Below are 22764 nucleotides of genomic sequence, written 5' to 3'. Positions count from 1 at the left end.
CAAATGCGAGGATGGCCAAGTGCTCCAGCTGCAAAATTATCCACGTGCCACGTTTTCAGGGGGGGCCTATGACCCGTACCTTTTTCCCGACGCCTTTCGAGCCCGCCAGCTGCGCCCAATGCCGCAACCTGGAAGCGCTGGATTTTGACTTCACCATGGCCTTCCAGCCCATCGTCAACGTGCGGACGGGCCTGCTGTACGCCTACGAGGCGCTGGTGCGCGGGCCCAATGGTGAGTCGGCGGCCAGCGTGCTGGGCCAGGTCAATGACGGCAATCGCTACCGCTTTGACCAGGCTTGCCGGGTCAAGGCCATCGAGACGGCTGCCAGGCTGGGCATAGTGGCTATCCCCGACTGCAAGTTGAGTATCAACTTCCTGCCCAACGCGGTGTACCGCGCCGAAACCTGCATCCGCGCGACGCTGGAGGCGGCCCGGGCCTCGGCGTTTCCGTTGGAGCGGCTGATGTTCGAGGTGACCGAGGGCGAGAAGGTGGAAGACCCGGAGCATTTGAAGTCGATCTTCAAGGCGTATGAACGCCAGGGGTTTACCACCGCCATCGACGATTTCGGTTCGGGTTATTCGGGGCTGAACCTGCTGGCGACGTTCCAGCCGCAGGTGTTGAAGCTGGACATGGCGCTGACGCGCAATATCGACAGTGACGGCGTGCGCGAGGCGATCGTGGCAGGGATCGTGCTGGTCGCGCAGCGGCTGGGGATAACCTTGCTGGCCGAGGGCGTGGAGACGGATGGCGAGCGCGATGCGCTGCTGGCGCTGGGCATTGAGTTGATGCAGGGCTATCTGTTTGCGCGGCCGCAGGTGGCTGTGCTGCCGCTCAAGCCACTGTAGCCGCTGCCGCAGGCTGCGCAGGCCTCATGCCTCATGCCTCGCTGGAAATCTCCAGCGTATATGAGGGCCAGCGCAGCCTGGCGGCAGCGGCTACGGGGGTGGCGTCAGCCTTCCTGGCGCCAACGCACGGTGTAGTGCGCCGCCACGCTGGTCATCTGCGGCTGGAAGTGGGTGTTGGTGATCAGGTACTTGTCCACCTGGCCGTCTTCACGGTGGTGCTCCAGGGTGTCGCCGGCGCCGGCGTTGAGGGTTACTTCGTAGATCAGCGCCTTGTTGGGTTCGACCCGGGTCTGGAAGGGCCCCAGGCGGGTGCCGTCGATGCGGATGATGTAGACCTTGTCGGCCCCGGGGTTGAGCGTGTTCGTCACAGCGAGTACTCCAATACCTTCGTTCATCTCGTGGGGTGGGGTGTCACAGACTCAGGCGCATCGACAGGTCGATGGCCTTGACGTCCTTGGTCATGGCGCCGATGGAGATGTAGTCCACACCGGTCTGGGCAATGGGCAGCAAGGTGGTTTCGTTGATGCCGCCGCTGGCTTCCAGCTTGGCCTTGCCGGCGTTCAGGCGCACGGCTTCGCGCATGTCGTCGTGGCTGAGTTCGTCGAGCATGATGATGTCGGCACCCGCGGCCAGGGCTTCCTTGAGTTCGCTCAGGCTTTCGACCTCGATCTCCACCGGCTTGCCGGGGGCGATGCGGTGCGCGGCGCTGATGGCCTGGGCAATGCCGCCGCTGGCGGCAATGTGGTTTTCCTTGATCAGGAAGGCGTCGTACAGGCCGATGCGGTGGTTGTGGCAACCGCCGCAGGTCACGGCGTACTTCTGCGCCAGGCGCAGGCCGGGCAGGGTCTTGCGGGTGTCGAGCAGCTTGACCTGGGTACCGGCGACCTTGTCGGCCAGCGCCTGGGCCTGGGTGGCCACGGCGGACAGCATCTGCAGGAAGTTGAGCGCGGTGCGCTCGCCGCTCAGCAGCGAACGGGCCGGGCCTTCCAGGTGGAACAGGGCCTGGTTGGCGGTGGCGCGCTGGCCGTCGACGACCTGCCAGTGCACGGCCACCCGTGGGTCGAGCTGACGGAACACCGCGTCTACCCAGGCGGTGCCGGCCACCACGCAATCCTGGCGGGTGATGATGGTGGCTTTTGCCAGGCGCTCGGCCGGGATCAGCTGGGCGGTGATGTCGCCGCTGCCCATGTCTTCCAGCAACGCACGGCGCACGTTGGCTTCGATCTCGGCAGTCAGGTCGGCGAGGCGTAGGTTCGGCATAGCAGGCTCCACAAGCAAAGTGGCCGGATTATAGGGCAGGCGATGCCCTGGCGCGAAGCCTTGCGAATGCGTTGTTGCCCGACGGCAGAAGGTGGCGAAATAGCGGCGCCTTGGGGAGCTTTTTCCCTATTTTGTTGTCCACTTGGCATCGAGTTGTAAATAACTCGTTCAGCAGCCCTAGCACTGTCACATGGTTTTGCAGATAATGAGCGCCTTGTAATTGGCGTCATGTCTTTGACGTCGGTCCCAATTGTTCTGGTTTTGCGTGCTGACGCTTACAAAGGCGATGCGCCATATAGCTGTGGGCGCGTGCTGCGAACCTGCATACTAGAGCAAGTGGGACCTCATTCTTTCAGGAGGACGGGATGCACAACGATGGGAAAGTCGTGCCCTTGAACAAGGCGGCTGCTGATCAAGCCAATCAGACGCCTTTGGCACGCCTGCCCGTTGTCCTCCTGCAAGTGCGTGACAAGGCCGCGCAGCAGCTCAAGCAAGGCTTGCAGGCACTGTTCGACAATGCCGACGATACCCTGTTCGAAATGGCCGACCGGGCCTGCAACAACGTCGAGCAGAACACTTTTTTCGAAGCCATGCGCGACCTGCGCCTCAAGCGCAAGAGCATCGAGCGCGGCTTTCTGGAAAGGCTCTACGAAGCCTTTGTTGCCATTGGCCAGTACGAGATCGTCGAGCCGGTGCTTGCCCAGCCCGTCAATTACGACAAGCTGGAACTGGTGGGCAACGACGACCTGGAGCGCACCGTGGCCCTGGACGCCATGGTGGGCAAGGTGCTGGCCCGTGACGGGTTCGCCTTGGGGCAACTGACCACGCGCCTGAACGCCCTGGTGCTCAAGCGCCTGGAAGACGCCAGCAACCCGCTGGGCCCGGCCATGTTGTGCGACTATTTTCTGCAGGCCGGGCGTAACCTGGGCGTGGAGATGAAGGTCAAGCTGATCGTGCTCAAGCTGTTCGAGAAGTACGTGCTCAGCGACAGTGACCAGTTGTACGCCGAGGCCAATCAGTTGCTGATTGCCACGGGCGTGCTGCCTGAACTCAAGGCCGCGCCGGCCCGTCGCAGTGCCGACCGCGCGCCGCCGCGCAGCCCTCGCCGTGAAGAAGCTGGCGGCAGTGGCGCGCAGAGCGCCGCGCACCTGGACGCCAACGGACAGGAAGTGTTCGGCGCGCTGCAAGAATTGCTGGGCCAGTTGCGCGGCAGCGTGGCGCCCAAGCTTGAGGCCGGCCACGAGGCGCAGCCCATTTCCACCAACGACCTGATGCGCCTGTTGTCGCACCTGCAACAGTATGTGCCGTCGTCCCAGGCGGCCCACGACGACTACGACCTGCGCCACCAGTTGGAACAACTGCTGACCCGGGTCAGCGTCAAGAGTGGCAAGTTCCGCGTGATCGGGGTGATGGACGAAGACGTCATCAACCTGATCGCCATGCTGTTCGAATTCATTCTCGACGACCGCATCCTGCCCGACTCGCTGAAGGCACTGATTGGTCGTCTGCAAATCCCCATGCTCAAGGTGGCGGTGCTCGACAAAAGCTTCTTCAGCCGTGGCAGCCACCCGGCCCGCCGCCTGCTCAATGAAATTGCCTCGGCGGCCATGGGTTGGGGCAACCGCGATGATTATCAGCGCGACAGCCTGTACCTGCGCATCGAGCAGATCGTGCAGCGCCTGCTGAATGACTTCGTCGACGACCCGGCCATTTTCGCCGAGCTGCTGGCCGATTTCCTGGCGTTTACCGCCGACGAGCGCCGCCGCAGCGAACTGCTGGAACAGCGCACCCGTGACGCCGAGGAAGGCCGCGCCAAGGCCGAGCTGGCTCGCCACCGGGTGCAGCAGGAACTCAATCGTCGCCTGCTGGGCAAGGTGTTGCCGCAGGTGGTGGTGCGCTTGCTGGAGGAGGCCTGGAGCAAGGTGTTGCTGCTGGTGTGCCTCAAGCATGGGGACGGTTCCAGCCAGTGGCAGGAAGGCCTGGCGACCATGGACGACTTGATCTGGAGCGTTGAGCCCCACGATGAGCCCGACGCCCATCAACGCCTGCTGGAGCGGGTGCCGGGGTTGCTCAAATCGTTGCGAGACGGCCTGACCAGCTCGGCGTTCGACCCGTTTGCCACCAGCGAATTCTTCAGCCAGCTGGAAATCCTGCACGTGCAGGCGCTCAAGCGCGACACCCTGAACCCCATGCCGCTGGCCGCAGGGCAGGAGGCGCCGACGCTGGTGGCGGTGGTGGAGGAGATTGTCCTGGCCGGCCACGGTGATGGCCCTGACGAACCTCAGTTGGTGCTGCCTGCGGACGATCCGGGTTTGTTGCAAGTGAACAAGCTGTACCCAGGCTGCTGGGTCGAAATTCAGGAAGATGAAGACCACAAGCTGCGCTGCAAACTGACGGCCATCATCGAGGCCACCGACAAGTACGTGTTCGTCAACCGCACCGGTATGAAGGTGCTGGAGAAGACCCGCATGGGCCTGGCCGTGGAATTCCGTCGCGGCTCGGTGCGCATCCTTGACGATGCCCTGCTGTTCGACCGCGCGCTGGATTCGGTGGTCACCAACCTGCGCCGGCTGAAAAGCAAATAGGTTGCCGGCGACACTCTTTCATACGTCATGGCTGCCCAGTGGTCTCGCGGCGGGGCATACTGGGTTATCGACGTGCGTTGCCAAGGAACCCTGATGAACATCGATCCCGCCACTGGCTGGTGCCAGCAGGCGCAGCACTGCCCCTCGCCGAACTTCAACGAGCGCCCCGAGGCGGAAATTTCCCTGTTGGTTATCCACAACATCAGCCTGCCGCCGGGCCAGTTCAACACCGGGCGAGTGCAGCAATTCTTCCAGAACCAGCTCGATACCAGCGCCCACCCGTTTTTCGGAGCCATCGCCGAGCTGCGGGTATCGGCGCATTTCCTGATAGAGCGTGACGGTGCCGTCACCCAGTTCGTCTCCTGTCTGCAGCGTGCCTGGCATGCCGGCGTGTCCAGTTTCGAGGGGCGCGAGACCTGCAACGACTTTTCCATCGGCATCGAGCTTGAAGGCACCGATTTCGAACCCTTCACCGACGCGCAATACCTGGCACTGGCACAATTGACCCGGCAACTGCAGGCGCGATACCCGGCCATTACCCCATCACGCATCTGCGGGCACAGCGACATCGCGCCGGTGCGCAAGACTGATCCAGGGCCGCATTTCGATTGGGCGCGCTACCGCGCCAGTGTGGCGGCCAACGAGGGCGAGCAATGAGTTTTTTGGTGTTGGTACTGGTGTTGTGGGTCGAGAAGTTCTCTGCCTTGCGCCACCGCCTGCAACGCGACCGCGTGTGGCTGGCCGAGTTGACGCGCTTGGAAGCCAAGCCACGGCTGGCCAGGGAACCCGCGCTGATACTGGCCCTGTGGGTGCTGTTGCCCGCCATAGTGCTGGGGGGGGTGTTGCTGGCGCTGAAGCCGGTGGCCTATGGGTTGTTGGCGTTCCCCATTCATTTATGGGTGGTGATCTACAGCCTGGGCCGTGGCGATATCAAGGCTTCCCTGGGGCCGTTCCGTGACGCCTGGCGCCGGGGTGACGAACAGGCTGCCGTGCACGTGGCCGAACGTGACCTGGGCCTGACCGGCGACGACGAGGCCAGCCTGCTGGCCAAGGTGCAGAACCACCTGTTGTGGCAGGCCTATCAAAGCTTCTTTGCGGTGATTTTCTGGTACGTGTTGCTCGGGCCGGTGGCGGCGTTGGTTTATCGCTTGCTGGCGTTGGCGGTTGCCCATTCCACGCACCCCGGCGTAGTGGCTCGCGCGGGCAGCATCCGCCATGCCTTTGACTGGTTGCCGGTGCGGGTGCTGGCGGCCAGCTTTGCCCTGGTGGGCAACTTCGTGGCGGTGGGCAAGGTCATGCTGCATGAACTGCTGCACTGGCACATTGGCGCCAAGCAGCTGATCGCCGACGTCGGTCGCGTGGCGGGCGAACTGCCCAGCTCGGCGGCAGGCGATGCCGGTGTGGCCAGCCTGGACAGCCTGTGGGAACTGCTGCTGCGCTCGGCGGTGCTGTGGTACGCCGTGATTGCGCTGTGGACGGTGTTGTTCTAACCCTACGGGCTGGCGGCAGCTCGTACGGGCGTTACATGGCTCACAGCGGCCACGCAAATACTTCGCAGGCATTGGCCGTGCTGGCCTGTGACAACGCCGCCACATCAACGTCCATCACCTTGGCCAACGCCTCGGCAATCTTCGGCAAATGCTCCGGGCTGTTGCGCTGCCCGGCGAACATCACCGGCGCCATGTCCGGCGAATCGGTTTCCAGCACTACGCCATCCAGCGGCAAGCGTGCCACGGTCTTGCGCAGCTTTACCGCCTGGGGCCAGGTGGCTGCGCCGCCCAGGCCCAGTTTGAAACCCAGCTTCAAGTATTCGCAAGCTTCTTCGTAACTGCCGGCAAAGGCATGGATGATGCCTGCGCGTTTCAGCTTGAAGCGCTTTAGCGCCGCAATGATCGGCGCATGGCTGCGGCGCACGTGCAGCAACACCGGCAACTCGAATTCGGCCGCCAACGTCAGCTGGGCCTCGAACAGTTGTTGCTGGCGCTCGCGGTCCAGGTCTTCCAGGTAATAGTCCAGGCCAAACTCGCCCACGGCGCACAATTGCCGATGCCCGGCCAGGCGTTCAAGCCAGCCGCGCAGCTGTAGCAGGTGTTCGGGCCGATGTTCTTCCAGGTAAACCGGGTGCAGGCCCAGGGCGGCGAACAGCTGCGCATCGCTTTGCACCAGGTCCCACACCCGCTGCCAGTTGGCCTGGTGCACGCCCAGCACCACCATGCGCCGCACCCCCAGGGCGCGGGCGTTGGCCAACAGGGCAGGGCGATCGACGTCGAAATCTGGAAAGTCCAGGTGCGTGTGGGTGTCGATCAGCCCCATGGCTCAGGCCTCGTGGATACGCTGCTTGAAGGTACGCGCGATAGCGTGCACGCCTGGCTGGTACTCGTTGCGCTCCACCGCCGCCAACGCCAGCTCCAGGGCCTTGCTGGCGATCAGGTCATGCTGCTGGCCCATGGCATTTATGGGCAGGGGGAGGAAGTCCAGCAACTGCGTGTCACCGAAGGTGGCCAGGTGCAGTGAGGGGAATTCGGACTGGTGGCCTTGCAGCACGTCAAACACGCCCTGCAGCAGCACATAAGAAGTGGTCACCAGCGCCTCGGGCAGGTGGCCCAACTGTTCAACCAGTTCCAGCATGGACTGGCGGCCGCATTCACGGCTGAACGATTCGCCTTCGGACACCAGTACCCTACCGCTGAAGCCTTCCACGGCCTGGTGGAAACCGGCGGCGCGCTCGCGGCTGATGCTCAGCTCGGGGCGCGCACCAATCAGAGCGATGTCTTTCGGCGCTGGGCGCAGGATGCTGCTGGTCAGTTGCAGCGCCGCATGGCGGTCGTCGCTGACCACCGAGCAGAACTGGCTGCTGTCCATTTCCCGGTCGATGGCGATGACGGGCACGCCCTTTTTCTGCAATTCCAGGTAACTGGTGTCGGTGGCCGGCAGGCAACTGGCGACGAACAGCGCGTCACAGCGGCGGGCCTTGAACAGCTGCTGCAGTTGCAGTTCGCTGGCCGGCTCGTCGTCGGAGCTGGCGATCAGCAACTGGTAGCCGTGCTCGCGGGCACGTTTTTCCAGGCGCTTGGCAATGCGCGCGTAGCTGGGGTTTTCCAGGTCGGGCAGGATGAAGCCCAAGGTGCGCGTGTGGCGGCTACGCAGGCCGGCGGCCTGGGGGTTGGGCGTGAAGCCATGCTCCTGCACCACTGCCTGGACGCGTTCCACGGTAGCCTTGCTGATGCGCTGTTGTTGCGCCTTGCCGTTGATGACATAGCTGGCGGTGGTCACCGACACACCGGCCAGGCGGGCGATATCACTGAGTTTCAACCGAGTATTCCTTGTTTTACGAAGCGCGGCACCGGGTCTGCAGGCGCTGCCCGGCGCATTCTTCACCATCTTTGCTGGCGGCGGCAGGCGACTATTGTCGCAGTGCCACCGGTAGGTTGGGCTTCAATGCCTGAAGATTATCGGGTAACGTGCCTGTCATTCTAGGTTAAACGATTCAGCTTGCAGGTTTTCTGCCGAAAAAAATCTGTCCGGTCCGTCAGGTAACGGTCCGCAGTGAGTGAGCTGATGGCGACACCCGGCCTGGGGCTGAACGGGCGATGATTTCAGCCCTATGCTGAACCCTTAAAACAAGACTTCTGCATCCACTGGATGCTGCAAAGGAGATTGCCATGCTCGAGCTCACTATAGAGCAGATATCCATGGGCCAGAGCGCTGTGGATAAGTCCGCGGCCCTGCACTTGCTCGCCGAGAAGCTGGTTGCCGATGGCCTGGTGGCCGACGGTTACCTGGCTGGCCTGCAAGCCCGTGAGGCCCAGGGCTCGACGTTCCTGGGGCAGGGCATTGCCATTCCCCACGGCACCCCCGAAACCCGCGACCTGGTGTTCGCCACCGGCGTGCGGTTGTTGCAGTTCCCCGACGGCGTGGACTGGGGCGACGGCCACATCGTGTACCTGGCCATTGGCATTGCGGCCAAGTCGGACGAGCATTTGCGCCTGCTGCAACTGCTGACCCGTGCCTTGGGCGAAACCGACCTGGGCCAGGCGTTGCGCCGCGCAGGTTCGCCCGAAGCGCTGCTGAAACTGTTGCAGGGCGCGCCACAGGAACTGGCCCTGGACGCGCAGATGATCAGCCTGAGCGTGCCCGCCGAAGATTTTGAAGAACTGGTGTGGCGTGGCGCGCGCCTGCTGCGCCAGGCCGACTGCGTCAGCAATGGCTTTGCCGCCGTGTTGCAGCAGGTAGAAGCGCTGCCGCTGGGCGATGGCCTATGGTGGTTGCACAGCGAACAGACCGTGAAAAAACCGGGCCTGGCGTTCGTCACCCCGCAGCAGCCGCTGCGTTACCTGGGCCAGCCACTGACCGGGCTGTTTTGCCTGGCCAGCCTGGGCGAGGCCCACCAAGCCCTGCTGGAGCGCCTGTGCGCCTTGCTGATCGAAGGCCGGGGCCAGGAACTGGGCCGCGCCACCAGCACCCGCGCGGTGCTGGAAGTGCTGGGCGGCGAAGTGCCGGCCGACTGGCCCAGCGCGCGCATCGCCTTGGCCAACGCCCATGGCTTGCACGCCCGCCCGGCCAAGGAGCTGGCGCAGTTGGCGAAAAGCTTCGAGGGCGAGATTCGCCTGCGCCTGGTGGACAGCCACGCACCGGCGGTGTCGGCCAAGAGCCTGAGCAAGCTGCTGAGCCTGGGCGCCCGACGCGGCCAGGTGCTGGAATTCATTGCCGAACCGACGGTTGCCGATGATGCCCTGCCGGCCTTGCTGGCAGCGGTGGCGGCGGGGCTTGGCGAGCACGTCGAACCGTTGCCGCCCATGGTCGAAACCACGGTGGTGCGGGTTGAAGAAACGCTGGTCGTCACGGCCAAGGTTCAGGCGCCGGTGGCGGGCCAGCAGATCAACGGTATTGCCGCCGCGCCTGGCATCGCCATGGGCCCGGCCCATGTTCAAGTGTTGCAGGCATTCGACTATCCGCTGCGTGGCGAGTCTCACGACGTCGAGCACCAGCGCCTGCAAAGCGCCCTGGTGCAGGTGCGCGAAGACATCGAAGGCTTGATCCGCCGCAGCCAGGCCAAAGCCATCCGCGAGATCTTTGTCACCCACCAGGAAATGCTCGACGACCCGGCGTTGACCGACGAAGTGGCCGCCCGCCTGAAGCAGGGAGAAAGCGCCCCGGCCGCCTGGATCAGCGTGATCGAAGCCGCCGCTGTGCAGCAGGAAAGCCTGCAGGACGCACTGCTGGCCGAGCGCGCCGCCGACCTGCGCGACATCGGCCGCCGCGTGCTGGCGCAACTGTGTGGCGTGGAAAGCGCCGATGAGCCGGACCAGCCCTACATTCTGGTGATGGACGAAGTGGGCCCCTCCGACGTCGCCCGCCTGGACCCGGCGCGAGTGGCCGGCATTCTCACCGCCCGCGGCGGCGCCACGGCCCACAGCGCCATCGTCGCCCGTGCCTTGGGCATCCCGGCCATTGTCGGCGCCGGTGAAGCGGTGCTGCTGCTCAAGCCCGGTTGCCCGTTGATGCTTGATGGCCAGCGCGGCCAATTGACTGTCGACCCCAGCGATGAGGTGCGTCAGCAGGCCATTGAAGAGCGTGAACAGCGTGCCGTGCGCCAGGAGGCGGCCAATGCCCGCCGCCTGGAAACTGCCGTCACGCGTGACGGCCATGCCGTGGAAGTGTTCGCCAACATCGGCGAAAGCGCCGGCGTCAAAGCCGCAGTGGAGCAGGGCGCCGAAGGCGTGGGCCTGTTGCGCACCGAACTGATTTTCATGGCCCACTCCCAGGCCCCGGACGAAGCCATCCAGGAAGCTGAATACCGCCGCGTGCTCGACGGCCTGGCCGGTCGGCCGCTGGTGGTGCGCACCTTGGACGTGGGCGGCGACAAGCCGTTGTCCTACTGGCCGATTGCCAAGGAAGAAAACCCCTTCCTCGGCGTGCGCGGCATTCGCCTGACCCTGCAACGCCCCGACGTCATGGAAAGCCAACTGCGCGCGCTGTTGCGCGCCGCCGACAACCGCCCGCTGCGCATCATGTTCCCCATGGTGGGCGGCGTCGAAGAGTGGCGCCAGGCGCGCGACATGACCCAACGTCTGCGTCAGGAAATACCGGTGGCCGACCTGCAACTGGGGATCATGATCGAAGTGCCGTCGGCGGCCTTGCTGGCGCCGGTGCTGGCCAGGGAAGTGGACTTCTTCAGCGTCGGCACCAACGACCTGACCCAGTACACCCTGGCCATAGACCGCGGCCACCCCACCTTGTCGGCCCAGGCCGACGGCCTGCACCCGGCGGTGCTGCAATTGATCGACATCACCGTGCGCGCCGCCCATGCCCATGGCAAGTGGGTGGGCATTTGCGGCGAGCTGGCCGCAGACCCGGTGGCCGTGCCGTTGCTGGTGGGCTTGGGCGTGGATGAATTGAGTGTCTCGGCGCGCAGTATCGCCGAGGTAAAAGCCGGGGTGCGTGAATTGACCCTGAGCCAAGCGCAAAGCCTGGCGCAGACTGCGTTGGGCCTGGGCAGCGCCGCCGATGTGCGCGCCCTGGTGGAGAAATCGTAATGGCCAAGATTCTGACCCTCACCCTGAACCCGGCGCTGGACCTCACCGTGGAGCTCAACAGCCTGCTGGTGGGCGACGTCAACCGCAGCACTGCCCTGCACAGCCATGCAGCTGGCAAGGGCGTCAACGTGGCCCAAGTGCTGGCCGACCTGGGTCATCAACTGACCGTGACTGGTTTTCTGGGCCAGGACAATGCCTTGCCGTTCGAGGCGCTGTTCAAGGCCCGTGGCTTTGACGATCAGTTTATCCGCGTGCCGGGCGAAACCCGCAGCAACATCAAGCTGGCCGAAAGCGGTGGGCGTATCACCGACCTCAACGGGCCGGGCGCTTTCGTTGATGAAGACGCCCAGGCGGCGTTGCTCGCCCGCCTGGAACAGATTGCTCCCGGCCACGACGCCGTGGTGGTGGCCGGCAGCCTGCCGCGCGGCATCACTGCGCAGTGGCTCCAAGCCCTGCTGGAGCGCCTGCGCGCCATGGGCCTGAGAGTGGCGCTGGACACCAGCGGCGCCGCCCTGCGAGCTGGCCTGGCCACCCAGCCCTGGCTGATCAAACCCAATACCGACGAGTTGAGCGAAGTGCTCGGCGAGCGCGTCGACACCCCCCAGCAGCAGGCCACCGTGGCCCGTCGCCTGCATGCCCAGGGCGTCGAGCATGTGGTGATTTCCCAGGGCGCCCAGGGCGTTACCTGGTTCAGTGCCCAGGGTACCTTGCAAGCGCTGCCACCCACCGTGGACATCGCCAGCACCGTGGGCGCCGGTGATTCGCTGCTGGCCGGCATGGTCCACGGCCTGCTGACGGGCACCACGCCAGAACAGGCGTTGGCCACCGCCACGGCCATCGCCGCCATGGCGGTCAGCCAGATCGGTTTCGGTATCAGTGACCACGCCTTGCTGGCGCGGCTCGAAAGCGGCGTCTGCGTACGCACGCTGACAGAACAATAAGAGGGATTGCGATGAAACTTGCCATTGTCACGGCCTGCCCCAACGGCCGCGTTTCCAGTGTGCTCAGTGCCCGCCTGCTTGATGCGGTAGCGCAGCGTCAGGGCTGGAGCACCAGCGTTGAAGTGCACGACCCGCAACGTCCGGAAAACCGCCTGTCGCCAGCGGCCATCGAGGCGGCCGACTGGGTGCTGGTGGTGAACACCGGCCCCATCGACCTCAGCCGCTTTGTGGGCAAGCGCCTGTTCCAGAGCACCCCGGCCGCCGCCCTGCAGGATGCCGAAGGCTTTCTGCGCCAGGCCGCCGAGCAAGCGCGTGTACATGAGCCTTCGCAGGCCACCACTGTGCCCGCGGCCGTTAGTGAGCGTGCCCCGCGCATCGTTGCCATCACCGCCTGCCCCACGGGCGTGGCGCATACCTTTATGGCCGCTGAGGCCTTGCAGACCGCCGCCAAGCAAATGGGCTACGACCTGCAAGTTGAAACACAGGGCTCGGTAGGTGCGCGCAACCCGCTCAGCGCCCTGGCCATCCAGGACGCCGACGTGGTGTTGTTGGCGGCTGACATTGATGTGGCCACCGAGCGTTTCGCCGGCAAGCGCATCTACCGTTGCGGCACCGGCATTGCCTTGAAACAAGCCAGGGCCACCCTCGACAAGGCGCTGGCCGAAGGCAAGCCTGAGGCGGCGGCCAACGCGGGCACAGCGCCGGCCAAACAGGAAAAGACCGGCGCCTACAAACACCTGCTCACGGGCGTGTCGTACATGCTGCCGATGGTGGTGGCGGGCGGCTTGATGATTGCCCTGTCGTTCGTGTTCGGCATCACCGCGTTCAAGGAGCCCGGCACCCTGGCCGCTGCCCTGATGCAGATCGGTGGTGACAGCGCCTTCAAACTGATGGTGCCGCTGCTGGCCGGCTACATTGCCTATTCCATCGCCGACCGGCCGGGCCTGGCGCCGGGCATGATCGGCGGCCTGCTGGCCAGCACCCTGGGGGCGGGCTTCATTGGCGGCATTGTCGCAGGCTTCATTGCCGGCTACGCCGCCAAGTCCATCAACCGGTACGCGCGGCTGCCCACCAGCCTGGAAGCGCTGAAGCCGATCCTGATCATTCCGTTGTTCGCCAGCCTGTTCACGGGCCTGGTGATGATCTACGTGGTGGGCAAGCCGGTGGCCGGCATGCTCGAAGCCCTGACCCACTTCCTTGACAGCATGGGCACCACCAACGCGATCCTGTTGGGTGTACTGCTGGGCGGCATGATGTGCGTGGACCTGGGCGGCCCGATCAACAAGGCCGCGTATGCGTTCTCGGTGGGCCTGCTGGCGTCACAAAGCTACGCGCCGATGGCGGCCACCATGGCGGCCGGCATGGTGCCGCCCATTGGCCTGGGCATCGCCACCTTCCTGGCTCGGCGCAAGTTCGCCCAAAGCGAGCGCGAAGCCGGCAAGGCCGCGCTGGTACTGGGCCTGTGCTTTATCTCTGAAGGCGCCATCCCGTTCGCCGCCAAGGACCCGCTGCGCGTGATCCCGGCCAGCATCGCCGGTGGTGCGCTGACCGGGGCGTTGTCCATGTACTTCGGTTGCAAGCTGATGGCGCCCCATGGGGGGCTGTTCGTGATGCTGATCCCCAATGCCATCAACCATGCGTTGCTGTATTTGCTGGCGATTACCGCAGGTGCGGTGGTCACGGCAGTGGTGTATGCGGTGATCAAGAAGGCTGAAGTGGTGGAACTGACGGCCGAGCCGGCTTAAACAAACCGAAACTAGCCGCGGCCGCCAGGCTGCGGCTTATTCAACGATGGCCTGCATTCGCGCCAAGGCGTCGTCAATGATCGCCTGCGGCACTTTTTCAATTCGCCTTGCCCCACGTGCATCCAGGTCCAGCGTGCGGACCTGGTTCACCCGTATTGCCCCCTGTGTGCCGCAACCGCTGCCGGCCAGCGGTGGGGGAGCCTTCTGAAAACCGCGTAGGCAGATACTCGCAACGTTAGGCTTATGGCAACGCCGTCTCCTGCAAATACAGCCACAGCGTCGCCGCCTCGGTCACCCGCAGCACCGCCACGGATAACCGCGCCCCGCGCTGGCCGTTCAGGTGCTGGATCTCGGTATAGCGCAACGTCACGGTCTGCCCGTCCACGGCCACGGTGCGAAAGTCCTCCAGCACAATGTCCAGCCCTGCGCGTGCGCCGATATTGGCGTTGAAGAATACCTCGGTCTGGGGGCGTGTCAGTTCCATGCCCTTGGGCGTGACCATGGTGAACTCGGGCGCGAAGCGGCTCATGAGTTCGGGAATGGCGACACCGTCCTTGCCGAGCACCTGCTGGATCAGTACGTGCACGTCGATGACGCTCTGGCGGGCTTTTGCGATCAATGTGTCCTGCATTGTTTCCTGCTCCTGCATGGTTGTAAGGCCTTGAGAATCGAAGTCAGACTTCATACCCAGCGCCAGCAACTGTACCTCAAACCCCGTGCTTTTCGTCGACGCCAGCGCACCGCTGCCCGACCTTCGCGACTGGCTGTTACCTGTGGCTTGAAACGGGGTGTGATACCTTGAATCTGTATGAGCAACCCATGCAAAGTGGAGAGATGTCCCGTTAAGCGTTCTCTTTGAAAACCCTCGCCGTTCCCACCCGCTGGCTTCACCCTCCCTACATCCCGATGCATATCGCAGGCTCGACCGTTGCGAGGCCCCTGCACGAATAGCTGCAGCCAACGGTATCGGCTACAGAGGTTTCGTACAGCAGCCAAAGGCTGCGTCTTGAGACTCGGTGTGTGACGCGGCCTTTCGGCCGCTGCTACAGGTCAATAAACGTCTCGGCGGTAACGTGCCTGCTCGGTGAGGGAGTCCACGGTGTCGTTGCCCAGTACTTCGCGCAGCACTGCGTCCACGCCGCCGGCCATGCCTTGCAGGCTGCCGCACACGTAGATAACCGCGCCGTCGGCGACCCATTCACGTAGCTCGCGGGCGTTTTCGCGCAGGCGGTCCTGGACGTAGATTTTCTTCGCCTGGTCGCGCGAAAAGGCCAGGTCCAGGCGTTGCAGGTTGCCATTGGCCAGCCAGCCTTGCAGTTCGTCCTGGCACAGGAAGTCGTGGGCGAGGTGGCGTTCGCCGAAGATCAGCCAGTTGCGCGCCTGGCCCTTGGCGATGCGCGCCTTGAGCAGGCTGCGCAGGCCGGCCAGGCCGGTGCCGTTACCGATGAGGATAACCGGCGCGTCGGGCTTGGGCGCGTGGAAGCCGGCGTTGCGCCGCACGTGCAGCCTGATGGCCGCGCCCAGCGGTGCATGTTCAGTGAGCCAGCCGGAGCCCAGGCCCAGGCTACCATCAGGGTGGCGTTCCTGGCGCACGATCAGTTCCAGTGGACCGTCGGCGGGCAGGGAGGCGATGGAGTATTCACGCGCCTGGGTGCTCAGCGGCACGTCGGTGCTCAGGCGCGGCATCATTTCAACCAGGTCGCCGGCTTCCCAGCTGTGCGGCGCCGGTGGCGTCAGGCCCAGCAGGAACACCGGGGCGCCTTGGCTGCCGGGGTTCAGCAGGCGCCGTTCGCTCAGCGTCCAGTTTTCATACAGCGGCGCCTGCCAGGCCATGATCGGCTGCGCGCCGGTGAGCTGGCCCAGTTGTTCCTGCCAGTGTTGCAGGGGCAGTGGATCGGCGCTATCGACTTCCACCGGGGCAAACGCGCTGCGTGCACCGCGCTCGGTCAACCAGTGGTGCAGGCGTTGGCCAAAGCCGCAGAAGTGCTGGTACTGGCGGTCGCCCAGGGCCAGCACGGCGTAGTTCAGGTGCGACAGCGACCAGGCTTGGCCGAGTACCTTGCGCTCGAAGCTGCGGGCGTGGTCTGGCGCTTCGCCGTCGCCGAAGGTGCTGACCACAAATAGCGCATGGCTGGCCTGGCGCAGGTCCTGTTCGGTGAGGCGCGCCAGGGGTTCCACGCGCACGGCAAGGCCGGCGGCCTGCAACTGACCGGCGCTTTGCCACGCCAGTTGTTCGGCGAAACCACTCTGACTGGCGAAGCCGACCAACCAGGCATTGCCTTGGGCCGCACCGCCATCAAGGCCTTGGCGCGCCACGCGCACCTGGCGCTTCTTGCGGCGGCGGTCCAGGTACAGCAACCAGCCAGTGATGAAGAACAGCGGCATGCTCATGGCCGCCACGGTGTTGAGGATACGCCCGGTCAGGCCGAAATAGCTGCCCACGTGCAGGGCGTAGACGCTGTCCAGCAACTGCCCGCCCAGGGCCTTGTCGGCGAAGCGTTCGCTGTGGCGGACCTTGCCCGACAGCGGCTCGATGATCAGGCTGTTGTAGGCGCGATCATGGGGTGCGTCGTTCAGCAGGTAGAACACCGTCAGCGGCTGGCCTTGCGGTGCCAGGCGCAGGTTGTAGGCGCGAAGCTCAGGGCCGGCCTGGTCGCGGATGCTGTCCCAGACTGCGTCGTAGTTGACTTCCACCGGGCCACTGGGCGGCATGGGGCGCTTGCCCCGGCCGCGCTGCTGGCCTTGTTCGTGTGCCTTGGGGGCATCGGTCAACAGTGAGGTCAGGCCCTCGCGCACCCAGTCATAGGACCAGCACAGGCCCGTGATCGACAGCAGCAGGTAGAACAGCAGGCACCAGGTGCCGGCCACGGCGTGCAGGTCCCAGTTGAAGGCACGGCCTTTCTTAGCCCATTCAAGCGTGAGCCAGGCGCGCCAGTTCAGTGCTTGGCGCGGCCAGCGCAGGTACAGGCCCGAGAGGCAGAAAAACACCAGTATCAAGGTGCAGGCGCCGGTGATGTTCTTGCCGATTTCACCCATGGCCAGGAAGCGGTGCAGTTGCAGGGTGAAGCCGAAGAAGCCGTCGCCGATCACATCGCCCAGCATTTCGCCGTTGTAGGCATTGAAGTAACGCAGCTCGCCCCGGCGCTCGCCCGGTGGCGGGGTGAAGAAAACACGTGATGCCAGGCCGGTGTCGGCTTCCACCCACAAGGCGGCGATGGACTTACCCTGGGCCGCTTCCAGCTTGGGCACCAGTGCCGCAGGCGGCAGCACGCCGCTGTCCTGCATCTGCACCTTGAGGGTGGTGGGGTTCAGGGCTTGCAGTATTTCATCCTGAAAAGACACCAGCGCGCCGGTCACGCCCATCAGGGCCAGGACCAGCCCTGCGGTGATACCGAAAAACCAGTGCAGTTGGAACAGTGTTTTCTTCAACACCTGAGATCACCTTGCTAAACCTGTGGCGCGAAACGCGGCGCGTAGTATGCCGCATTGGTTGCGAATAAGTCTCAAACACAAAAGCCCCGCTCAATGGGTGAGCGGGGCCTGGGCCACTTCTACGGGTTAGAAATGGAAGTTGGTGCTGAACAACACGGTGCGGCCGGCTGCCTGGTTGGCGAAGTGCGCGGCGTAGGCCTTGTCGTAGTAGACCTTGTCGGTCAGGTTTTGCACGTTGAGCTGGAAGTCGACGTTCTTGCTCAGCTTGTACGCGGCCATGGCGTCATAGCGGGTGTAGGAGGGTACGTACACGGTGTTGGCGGTGTCGCCCCACACTTCACCCACATAGAACGCACCGCCGCCGATGGTCAGCTTCGGCACCACCTGGTAGGTGGTCCACAGGCTGGCGCTGTGTTTGGGTGTGTTGGGCAGTTCTTTGCCGTCGGTGGTGGCGCCGCCGGTGACGGTGCCGCTGCGACCGGCCAGGCCACCGCTGACAATTTCGCTGTCCAGGTAGCTGTAGCCGGCGAACACTTGCCACTTGGCGGTGAGCTTGCCGGTGGCAGACAACTCGAAACCGTCGACGCGGGTCTTACCGGCGTTTTCGTAGGTGTTGGTGGCGGTCAGAACGTGGGTGTTTTCTTTCTCGGTACGAAACACGTCAGCGGTCAGCGACAGGCGGTCCTGAAGGAAGTCCCATTTGGTGCCCACTTCGTAGTTCTTGGTGGTTTCCGGTTCCAGGTCACTCTGGATGGCGCTGGTGCCAGCAGGCAGCGAGTTGTTGTCCACACCTTCGTTGAGCATCGAACCCGGCGGGGTGGCCGAGGTTGCGAACGAGGCGTAGAGGCTGCCGTTGTCGGTGGGCTTGAATACCAGGCCGGCTTGCCAGTTCCAGAAGTTGGAATTGTTTTTGGTCTTGCCGGTGGTGTCGCTGTCAGCCTTGGTGTCGAAACTGTCGTAGCGCGCGCCCAGGTTCAGCAGCCATTGCGGGTCCAGCTCGATGGTGTCGAAAGCATAGAGCGCGCGGGTGGTGCCGGTGGTCTTGGTGCCCAGGTAGTTGCGGGTGATGGTGCCGGTGTAGTCGTCGTTCGGATTAGGGTCGCTCAACGAGGTACAGGTGCCGCCGTTGGTTTCGCCTGGCTGGCAACCGGTGCCGCCTGGCGAGGTGGCGCCGGGGTTGCTGTTGGCCGGGTTGGCGAAGGTGTAGCCGGTTACATGGCTGACTTCACGGGTGAACTCAACCCCGGTGGAGTAGTTGTTCTTGAAGCCCAGCACGTTGAACTCGCCAAACAGGTCGGTCTGGTTGGTGGTGGTCTCGGTGGTGCTGACCCGGGCGTTGGCTCGGCGCCATACGGTGCCGTATTTGTTGACGTTCTTCTGGCTGTCGTCCGGCTGGGTGAGGACGTAGTCCTGGCCGGTGTTGCCGTGGCGCAGGGTGTTCTTCAGGGTCATGGTGTCGCTGAAGTCATGCTCGAACGAAAGGGTGCTGATGTCGGCGCGGGTCTTGCGGAAGTCGCGGTCTTTCAGGCCATAGAAGTTGTTGCTGTCGCCGCCGTCGGTGGGCTTGTCGTGCACGTGGGCGGTGGCGGCGGCGGAGCTGTAGCCGTAGGGAATGCCCGAGTCCGGCAGGTCGTTGCTTTCCACGTGGTAGTAGCTGAGGTTCAGGCGGTTCTCGGTGCCCAGGCCGAAGGTCACCGACGGTGCCACGCCCCAACGGTCATAGTTCACCGAGTCACGGCCAGACACATTCTGCTCGTGGCTCATCAGGTTCAGACGGAAAGCGGCGGTGTCGAGGAACTTGCGGTTCACGTCCAGGGTGTAGCGGCGAGTCTGGTCGGAGCCATAGGTGAAGCCGCCGTCGATGAAGTCGTGGTCCTTGGGCAGCTTGCTGATCAGGTTGATGCTGCCGCCGGCCGAGCCGCGGCCGCCGAACGCCGAGTTCGGGCCTTTGCTGACTTCCACCGATTCGATGTCGAAGATTTCCCGGGTCTGGGCGCCGGTGTCGCGCACGCCGTCCAGGTAGGTATCGCTTTGGGCGTCGAAGCCGCGGATGAACGGGCGGTCGCCTTGCGGGTTGCCGCCTTCACCGGCACCGAAGGTGATGCCGGGCACCGTACGCAGGGCATCCTGCAGCGAGGTGGCGGCAGTGTCCTTGATGACCTGTTGCGAGATGACGGTGACCGAGCGTGGCGTGTCGGTGAGCGGTGCAGTGTATTTGCTCGATGCCGATTTCTCGACCTGGTAGGAAGGCTCCTGCGCCTCACCGGTAATGCTGGTGGCGCCTAGCGAAATGGCACCGGCCTGCTTGGCATCGGTGTCTTCGGCAGCCTGAGCGAACTGGGCCACCGAGGCGGCGCCCAGGGCCATGCCGATGGCGGAAACCAGCAGGCGTGGCGAGCTGGCAGGAACGTAAACGTGTTGGCGTGACATTGTTTTTGGCCTTCCCCAAGGAGTTCGAGGCGGCGGAATGTAGGGTAAATGAAATTTGGTATCAATTGCGACAAGGTGCTATCTGCACTGAATTTACGTTCTTTACACTTTTGCCTTACGGTTTTTACACTTTCGAACGTCACAGGGTTGTACAGAGTCAATAAGAATCAATATCATTGGCATCTTTTCGCCCGCAGGTGCCTTTGCCATGCTGTTGCACATCCCCGGAATCTTCTCCGCAGACGAAGTGAGCCGCATTCGTCAGGCCCTGGAAGGTGCCGACTGGGCCGACGGTAAGGTCACCGCCGGGCATCAGTCGGCCAAGGCCAAGCACAACCTGCAATTGCCCGAAGGCCACCCGCTGGCAGTGGAAATAGGCGCGGCGATGCTGGAGCGCCTGTGGAAAAACCCGCTGTTCATGTCGGCGGCGTTACCGCACAAGGTATTCCCGCCGTTGCTGAACTGTTACACGGCCGGTGGCAACTTCGACTTCCACATCGACAATGCGGTACGCCAGGCACGCGGCAACCCGGAACGGGTGCGCACCGACCTGTCGTCGACGCTGTTCTTCAGCAACCCGGACGAATACGACGGCGGCGAGCTGGAAATTCAGGACACCTTCGGCACTCAGCGCGTGAAGCTGCCGGCAGGCGACCTGGTGCTGTACCCCGGCACCAGCCTGCACAAGGTCAACGCCGTGACCCGTGGCGCTCGCTACGCCTCGTTCTTCTGGACCCAGAGCCTGGTGCGCGAAGACAGCCAGCGCGCGCTGCTGTTCGAGATGGACGGCGCCATCCAGGGCCTGAGCCAGGATGTACCCGACCACCCCTCGCTGGTGCGCTTGACCGGCACTTACCACAACCTCTTGCGCCGCTGGGTGGACGTCTGACATGGGCTTCGAGCTGCGCCGCGAGGAAATCCTCGACGCCGAGCGCCTGAGCGCCCTGCTCAAGGACAACCCGGCGAGTGCCGCCCAGGCCATCCTCACCGCCGCCGGTGCGGGGTTGGCCGATGCCCAGGCGTTGCTGGGGCAGATCCTGCTAGACGGCCAGGGTATCGAGCGCGACCCGTCGCTGGCGCGCACCTGGTTCGGCATTGCCGCCGATGGCGGGCACCCCATGGCGCGCAACATGCTGGGACGCTGCCATGAACACGGCTGGGGTGGCCCCCAGGACGTTGAGCAGGCGGCGGTGCATTATCGAGAAGCGGCCGCCGCGGGGCTGGATTGGGGCTTGTACAACTACGCCAACCTGTTGGGCACTGGCCGCGGCGTGCCACTGGATCATGAACTGGCGCTGGCCTGCTATCGGCGCGCGGCGGACATGGGGCATGCCAAGTCCATGAACTTGCTGGGGCGCTACCTGGAAAACGGCATGGCCTGCGAGGTCGACGCGGCCCAAGGCCATGACTGGTACCGGCGCTCGGCGCAGGCGGGAGATTTTCGCGGCCAGTTCAGCCATGCGGCGGTGCTGGCGGAGGCGGGCAGGGTGGACGAGGCGTTGCATTGGCTGCAGGTGGCGCTGGACGGCGGCAACCTGAATTTCCTGCGGGTGAGCGGGCCGGCGCTGTTGCAGGCGACCGACCCCCGCATCCGCGCGATGGCCGCACAATATGCGGCCAAGGCGCAAACGCTGTAGGAGCGGAAACCGGACATCGCCCGGTTTTTCATTGCTGCGGCTTATTAGATGTAGAACGACTTCAGCGGCGGGAAGCCGTTGAATTCCACGGCGCTGTAGCTGGTGGTGTAGGCGCCGGTGGACAGCCAGTACAGGCGGTCACCGATGGCCAGGTTCAGGGGCAGGCCGTACTTGTAGTTCTCGTACATGATGTCGGCGCTGTCGCAGGTAGGGCCGGCGATGACCACTTCTTCAACCTCGCCTTTCTTCTCGGTCCAGATCGGGAACTTGATGGCTTCGTCCATGGTTTCGATCAGGCCGCTGAATTTGCCCACGTCGGTGTATACCCAGCGCTCGACGGCGGTGCGCGACTTGCGAGCAACCAGTACCACCTCGCTCACCAGGATACCGGCGTTGGCGATCAGCGAACGGCCCGGCTCCAGGATGATTTCCGGCAGGTCGTCGCCGAAGTCTTCCTTCAGGAAGCGGATGATTTCTTCAGCGTAGGTTTCCAGGCTGTTGGTACGGGTGATGTAGTTGGCCGGGAAGCCGCCACCCATGTTGATCAGCTTCAGGTGGATACCGTCTTCTTCCTTCAGGCGTTCGAAGATCACCTTCACCTTGGCGATGGCGGCATCCCACACGCTGATGTCGCGCTGCTGCGAACCCACGTGGAAGGAGATACCGTGCGGCACCAGGCCCAGGTCACGAGCCAGGATCAGCAGGTCCATGGCCATGTCGGTCTGGCAGCCGAACTTGCGCGACAGAGGCCAGTCGGCAGTGGTGGAGCCTTCCGTGAGGATACGCACGTAGACTTTCGAACCGGGCGCTGCCTTGGCGATGTTGCGCAGGTCGGCTTCGGAGTCGGTGGCGAACAGGCGCACGCCCTTCTCGTAGAAGTAGCGGATGTCCTTGGCTTTCTTGATGGTGTTGCCGTAGCTGATGCGCTCAGGGCCAACGCCCTGGTTCATCACCTTGTCCAGCTCGTAGATGGAGGCGATGTCGAAGTTCGAGCCCTTGTCACGCAGCAGGTCGATGATTTCGACGGCTGGGTTGGCCTTCACGGCGTAGTAGACCTTGGCGAATTCGAAACCGGCGCGCAGGTCATCGTAGGCCTGGCTGATCATCTGGGTGTCGATGAGCACGAAAGGGGTTTCTTGCTTGTCGGCGAACGCCTTCATTTTCTGAAAGGTTTCGCGCGCGAAATAGTCTTCGACCTGGATCGACATGCTGGGGACTCCTGCTGGCAAACGTAAAAATATTCATGGGTGAAGGTGGCACCCGGTGCACACCTCTCTTGACCGCCCTCCGTATCCCCACTTTGGTTCGCCTACTTCCCAAGGCATGTCGCCGAAAGCAAAAAGGCCATAGCAA

Annotated in this window: 18 protein-coding genes; 9 read left to right on the top strand and 9 right to left on the bottom strand. The window is 64.0% G+C overall.

The window, feature by feature from the left end; all coding sequences use genetic code 11:
• Window positions 1-68 precede the first annotated feature (68 nt).
• The gene (locus PMM47T1_RS18070) at window positions 69-845 is read left to right on the top strand and encodes an EAL domain-containing protein (protein ID WP_008371527.1); all 777 of its coding nucleotides are present in this window, start codon (window positions 69-71) and stop codon (window positions 843-845) included.
• A 104-nt stretch (window positions 846-949) separates the two neighbouring features.
• On the opposite strand, the gene PMM47T1_RS18065 is transcribed toward PMM47T1_RS18070, so the two are convergent.
• On the bottom strand, window positions 950-1213 hold the full coding sequence (locus tag PMM47T1_RS18065; RefSeq protein WP_008371526.1) for a hypothetical protein: 264 nt from the start codon (window positions 1211-1213) through the stop codon (window positions 950-952).
• A 43-nt stretch (window positions 1214-1256) separates the two neighbouring features.
• A complete protein-coding gene (nadC, locus tag PMM47T1_RS18060) occupies window positions 1257-2105 on the bottom strand; it encodes a carboxylating nicotinate-nucleotide diphosphorylase (protein WP_008371525.1) in 849 nt (282 codons plus the stop codon).
• A 365-nt stretch (window positions 2106-2470) separates the two neighbouring features.
• On the opposite strand from nadC, the gene PMM47T1_RS18055 reads away from it, so the two are divergent.
• The 3 genes from PMM47T1_RS18055 to ampE all read left to right on the top strand — a co-directional run bounded on the left by PMM47T1_RS18055 (window position 2471) and on the right by ampE (window position 6180).
• Window positions 2471-4690: a DUF1631 domain-containing protein gene (locus PMM47T1_RS18055; protein ID WP_008371524.1), complete on the top strand. Its 2220-nt coding sequence runs from the start codon at window positions 2471-2473 to the stop codon at window positions 4688-4690.
• A gap of 93 nt (window positions 4691-4783) precedes the next feature.
• A complete protein-coding gene (ampD, locus tag PMM47T1_RS18050) occupies window positions 4784-5347 on the top strand; it encodes a 1,6-anhydro-N-acetylmuramyl-L-alanine amidase AmpD (RefSeq protein ID WP_008371523.1) in 564 nt (187 codons plus the stop codon).
• Window positions 5344-6180 (top strand): regulatory signaling modulator protein AmpE, encoded by an 837-nt coding sequence (gene ampE / locus PMM47T1_RS18045; RefSeq protein WP_008371522.1) that lies wholly within the window; start codon window positions 5344-5346, stop codon window positions 6178-6180. The genes ampD and ampE overlap by 4 nt, the downstream gene beginning before the upstream one ends.
• A gap of 40 nt (window positions 6181-6220) precedes the next feature.
• Here the strand turns inward: ampE and PMM47T1_RS18040 are convergent, their stop codons facing one another.
• Together PMM47T1_RS18040 and cra are read right to left on the bottom strand one after the other, a co-directional pair.
• Window positions 6221-7003: a TatD family hydrolase gene (locus PMM47T1_RS18040; RefSeq protein ID WP_008371521.1), complete on the bottom strand. Its 783-nt coding sequence runs from the start codon at window positions 7001-7003 to the stop codon at window positions 6221-6223.
• Window positions 7004-7006: 3 nt separating this feature from the next.
• The gene (gene cra, locus PMM47T1_RS18035; RefSeq protein WP_008371519.1) at window positions 7007-8002 is read right to left on the bottom strand and encodes a catabolite repressor/activator; all 996 of its coding nucleotides are present in this window, start codon (window positions 8000-8002) and stop codon (window positions 7007-7009) included.
• A gap of 350 nt (window positions 8003-8352) precedes the next feature.
• Here cra and ptsP point away from each other — a divergent pair, with 350 nt between their 5' ends.
• From ptsP to PMM47T1_RS18020, 3 genes are read left to right on the top strand one after another with little or no spacing between them, the layout of a single operon-like run.
• Window positions 8353-11226, top strand: a complete 2874-nt coding sequence (gene ptsP, locus PMM47T1_RS18030; RefSeq protein ID WP_008371517.1) for a phosphoenolpyruvate--protein phosphotransferase — start codon at window positions 8353-8355, stop codon at window positions 11224-11226.
• Window positions 11226-12167: a 1-phosphofructokinase gene (pfkB, locus tag PMM47T1_RS18025; RefSeq protein ID WP_008371516.1), complete on the top strand. Its 942-nt coding sequence runs from the start codon at window positions 11226-11228 to the stop codon at window positions 12165-12167. Before ptsP ends, pfkB begins: the two co-directional genes overlap by 1 nt.
• Before the next feature lie 11 nt (window positions 12168-12178).
• Entirely contained in the window at window positions 12179-13912 is a 1734-nt protein-coding gene (locus PMM47T1_RS18020; protein ID WP_008371515.1) for a PTS fructose-like transporter subunit IIB, read from the top strand.
• A gap of 36 nt (window positions 13913-13948) precedes the next feature.
• Here PMM47T1_RS18020 and PMM47T1_RS30395 read toward each other — a convergent pair whose 3' ends face one another.
• The 4 genes from PMM47T1_RS30395 to PMM47T1_RS18000 form a co-directional block, all read right to left on the bottom strand.
• On the bottom strand, window positions 13949-14062 hold the full coding sequence (locus PMM47T1_RS30395) for a toxin ChpB (protein WP_008371514.1): 114 nt from the start codon (window positions 14060-14062) through the stop codon (window positions 13949-13951).
• 91 nt (window positions 14063-14153) lie between these two features.
• Window positions 14154-14543 carry a hypothetical protein gene (locus PMM47T1_RS18010; protein ID WP_008371513.1) on the bottom strand — a complete coding sequence of 130 codons (390 nt, stop codon included), beginning with the start codon at window positions 14541-14543 and terminating at the stop codon, window positions 14154-14156.
• A gap of 419 nt (window positions 14544-14962) precedes the next feature.
• Window positions 14963-17344, bottom strand: a complete 2382-nt coding sequence (locus PMM47T1_RS18005; protein ID WP_008371512.1) for a PepSY domain-containing protein — start codon at window positions 17342-17344, stop codon at window positions 14963-14965.
• 126 nt (window positions 17345-17470) lie between these two features.
• A complete protein-coding gene (locus tag PMM47T1_RS18000) occupies window positions 17471-19774 on the bottom strand; it encodes a TonB-dependent receptor (RefSeq protein ID WP_008371511.1) in 2304 nt (767 codons plus the stop codon).
• Between the two features lie 208 nt (window positions 19775-19982).
• Between PMM47T1_RS18000 and PMM47T1_RS17995 the strand changes: the two genes are divergently transcribed.
• A complete protein-coding gene (locus tag PMM47T1_RS17995; protein ID WP_008371510.1) occupies window positions 19983-20663 on the top strand; it encodes a Fe2+-dependent dioxygenase in 681 nt (226 codons plus the stop codon).
• Window position 20664: 1 nt separating this feature from the next.
• Window positions 20665-21411: a tetratricopeptide repeat protein gene (locus PMM47T1_RS17990; RefSeq protein WP_008371509.1), complete on the top strand. Its 747-nt coding sequence runs from the start codon at window positions 20665-20667 to the stop codon at window positions 21409-21411.
• 44 nt (window positions 21412-21455) lie between these two features.
• On the opposite strand, the gene PMM47T1_RS17985 is transcribed toward PMM47T1_RS17990, so the two are convergent.
• Window positions 21456-22619 (bottom strand): type III PLP-dependent enzyme, encoded by a 1164-nt coding sequence (locus PMM47T1_RS17985; protein WP_008371508.1) that lies wholly within the window; start codon window positions 22617-22619, stop codon window positions 21456-21458.
• Between the last annotated feature and the right edge of the window lie 145 nt (window positions 22620-22764).

The organism is Pseudomonas sp. M47T1, from assembly GCF_000263855.1.
In the GTDB taxonomy this organism is placed as follows: domain Bacteria; phylum Pseudomonadota; class Gammaproteobacteria; order Pseudomonadales; family Pseudomonadaceae; genus Aquipseudomonas.
This window is presented reverse-complemented; position numbering and strand designations above follow the sequence as displayed.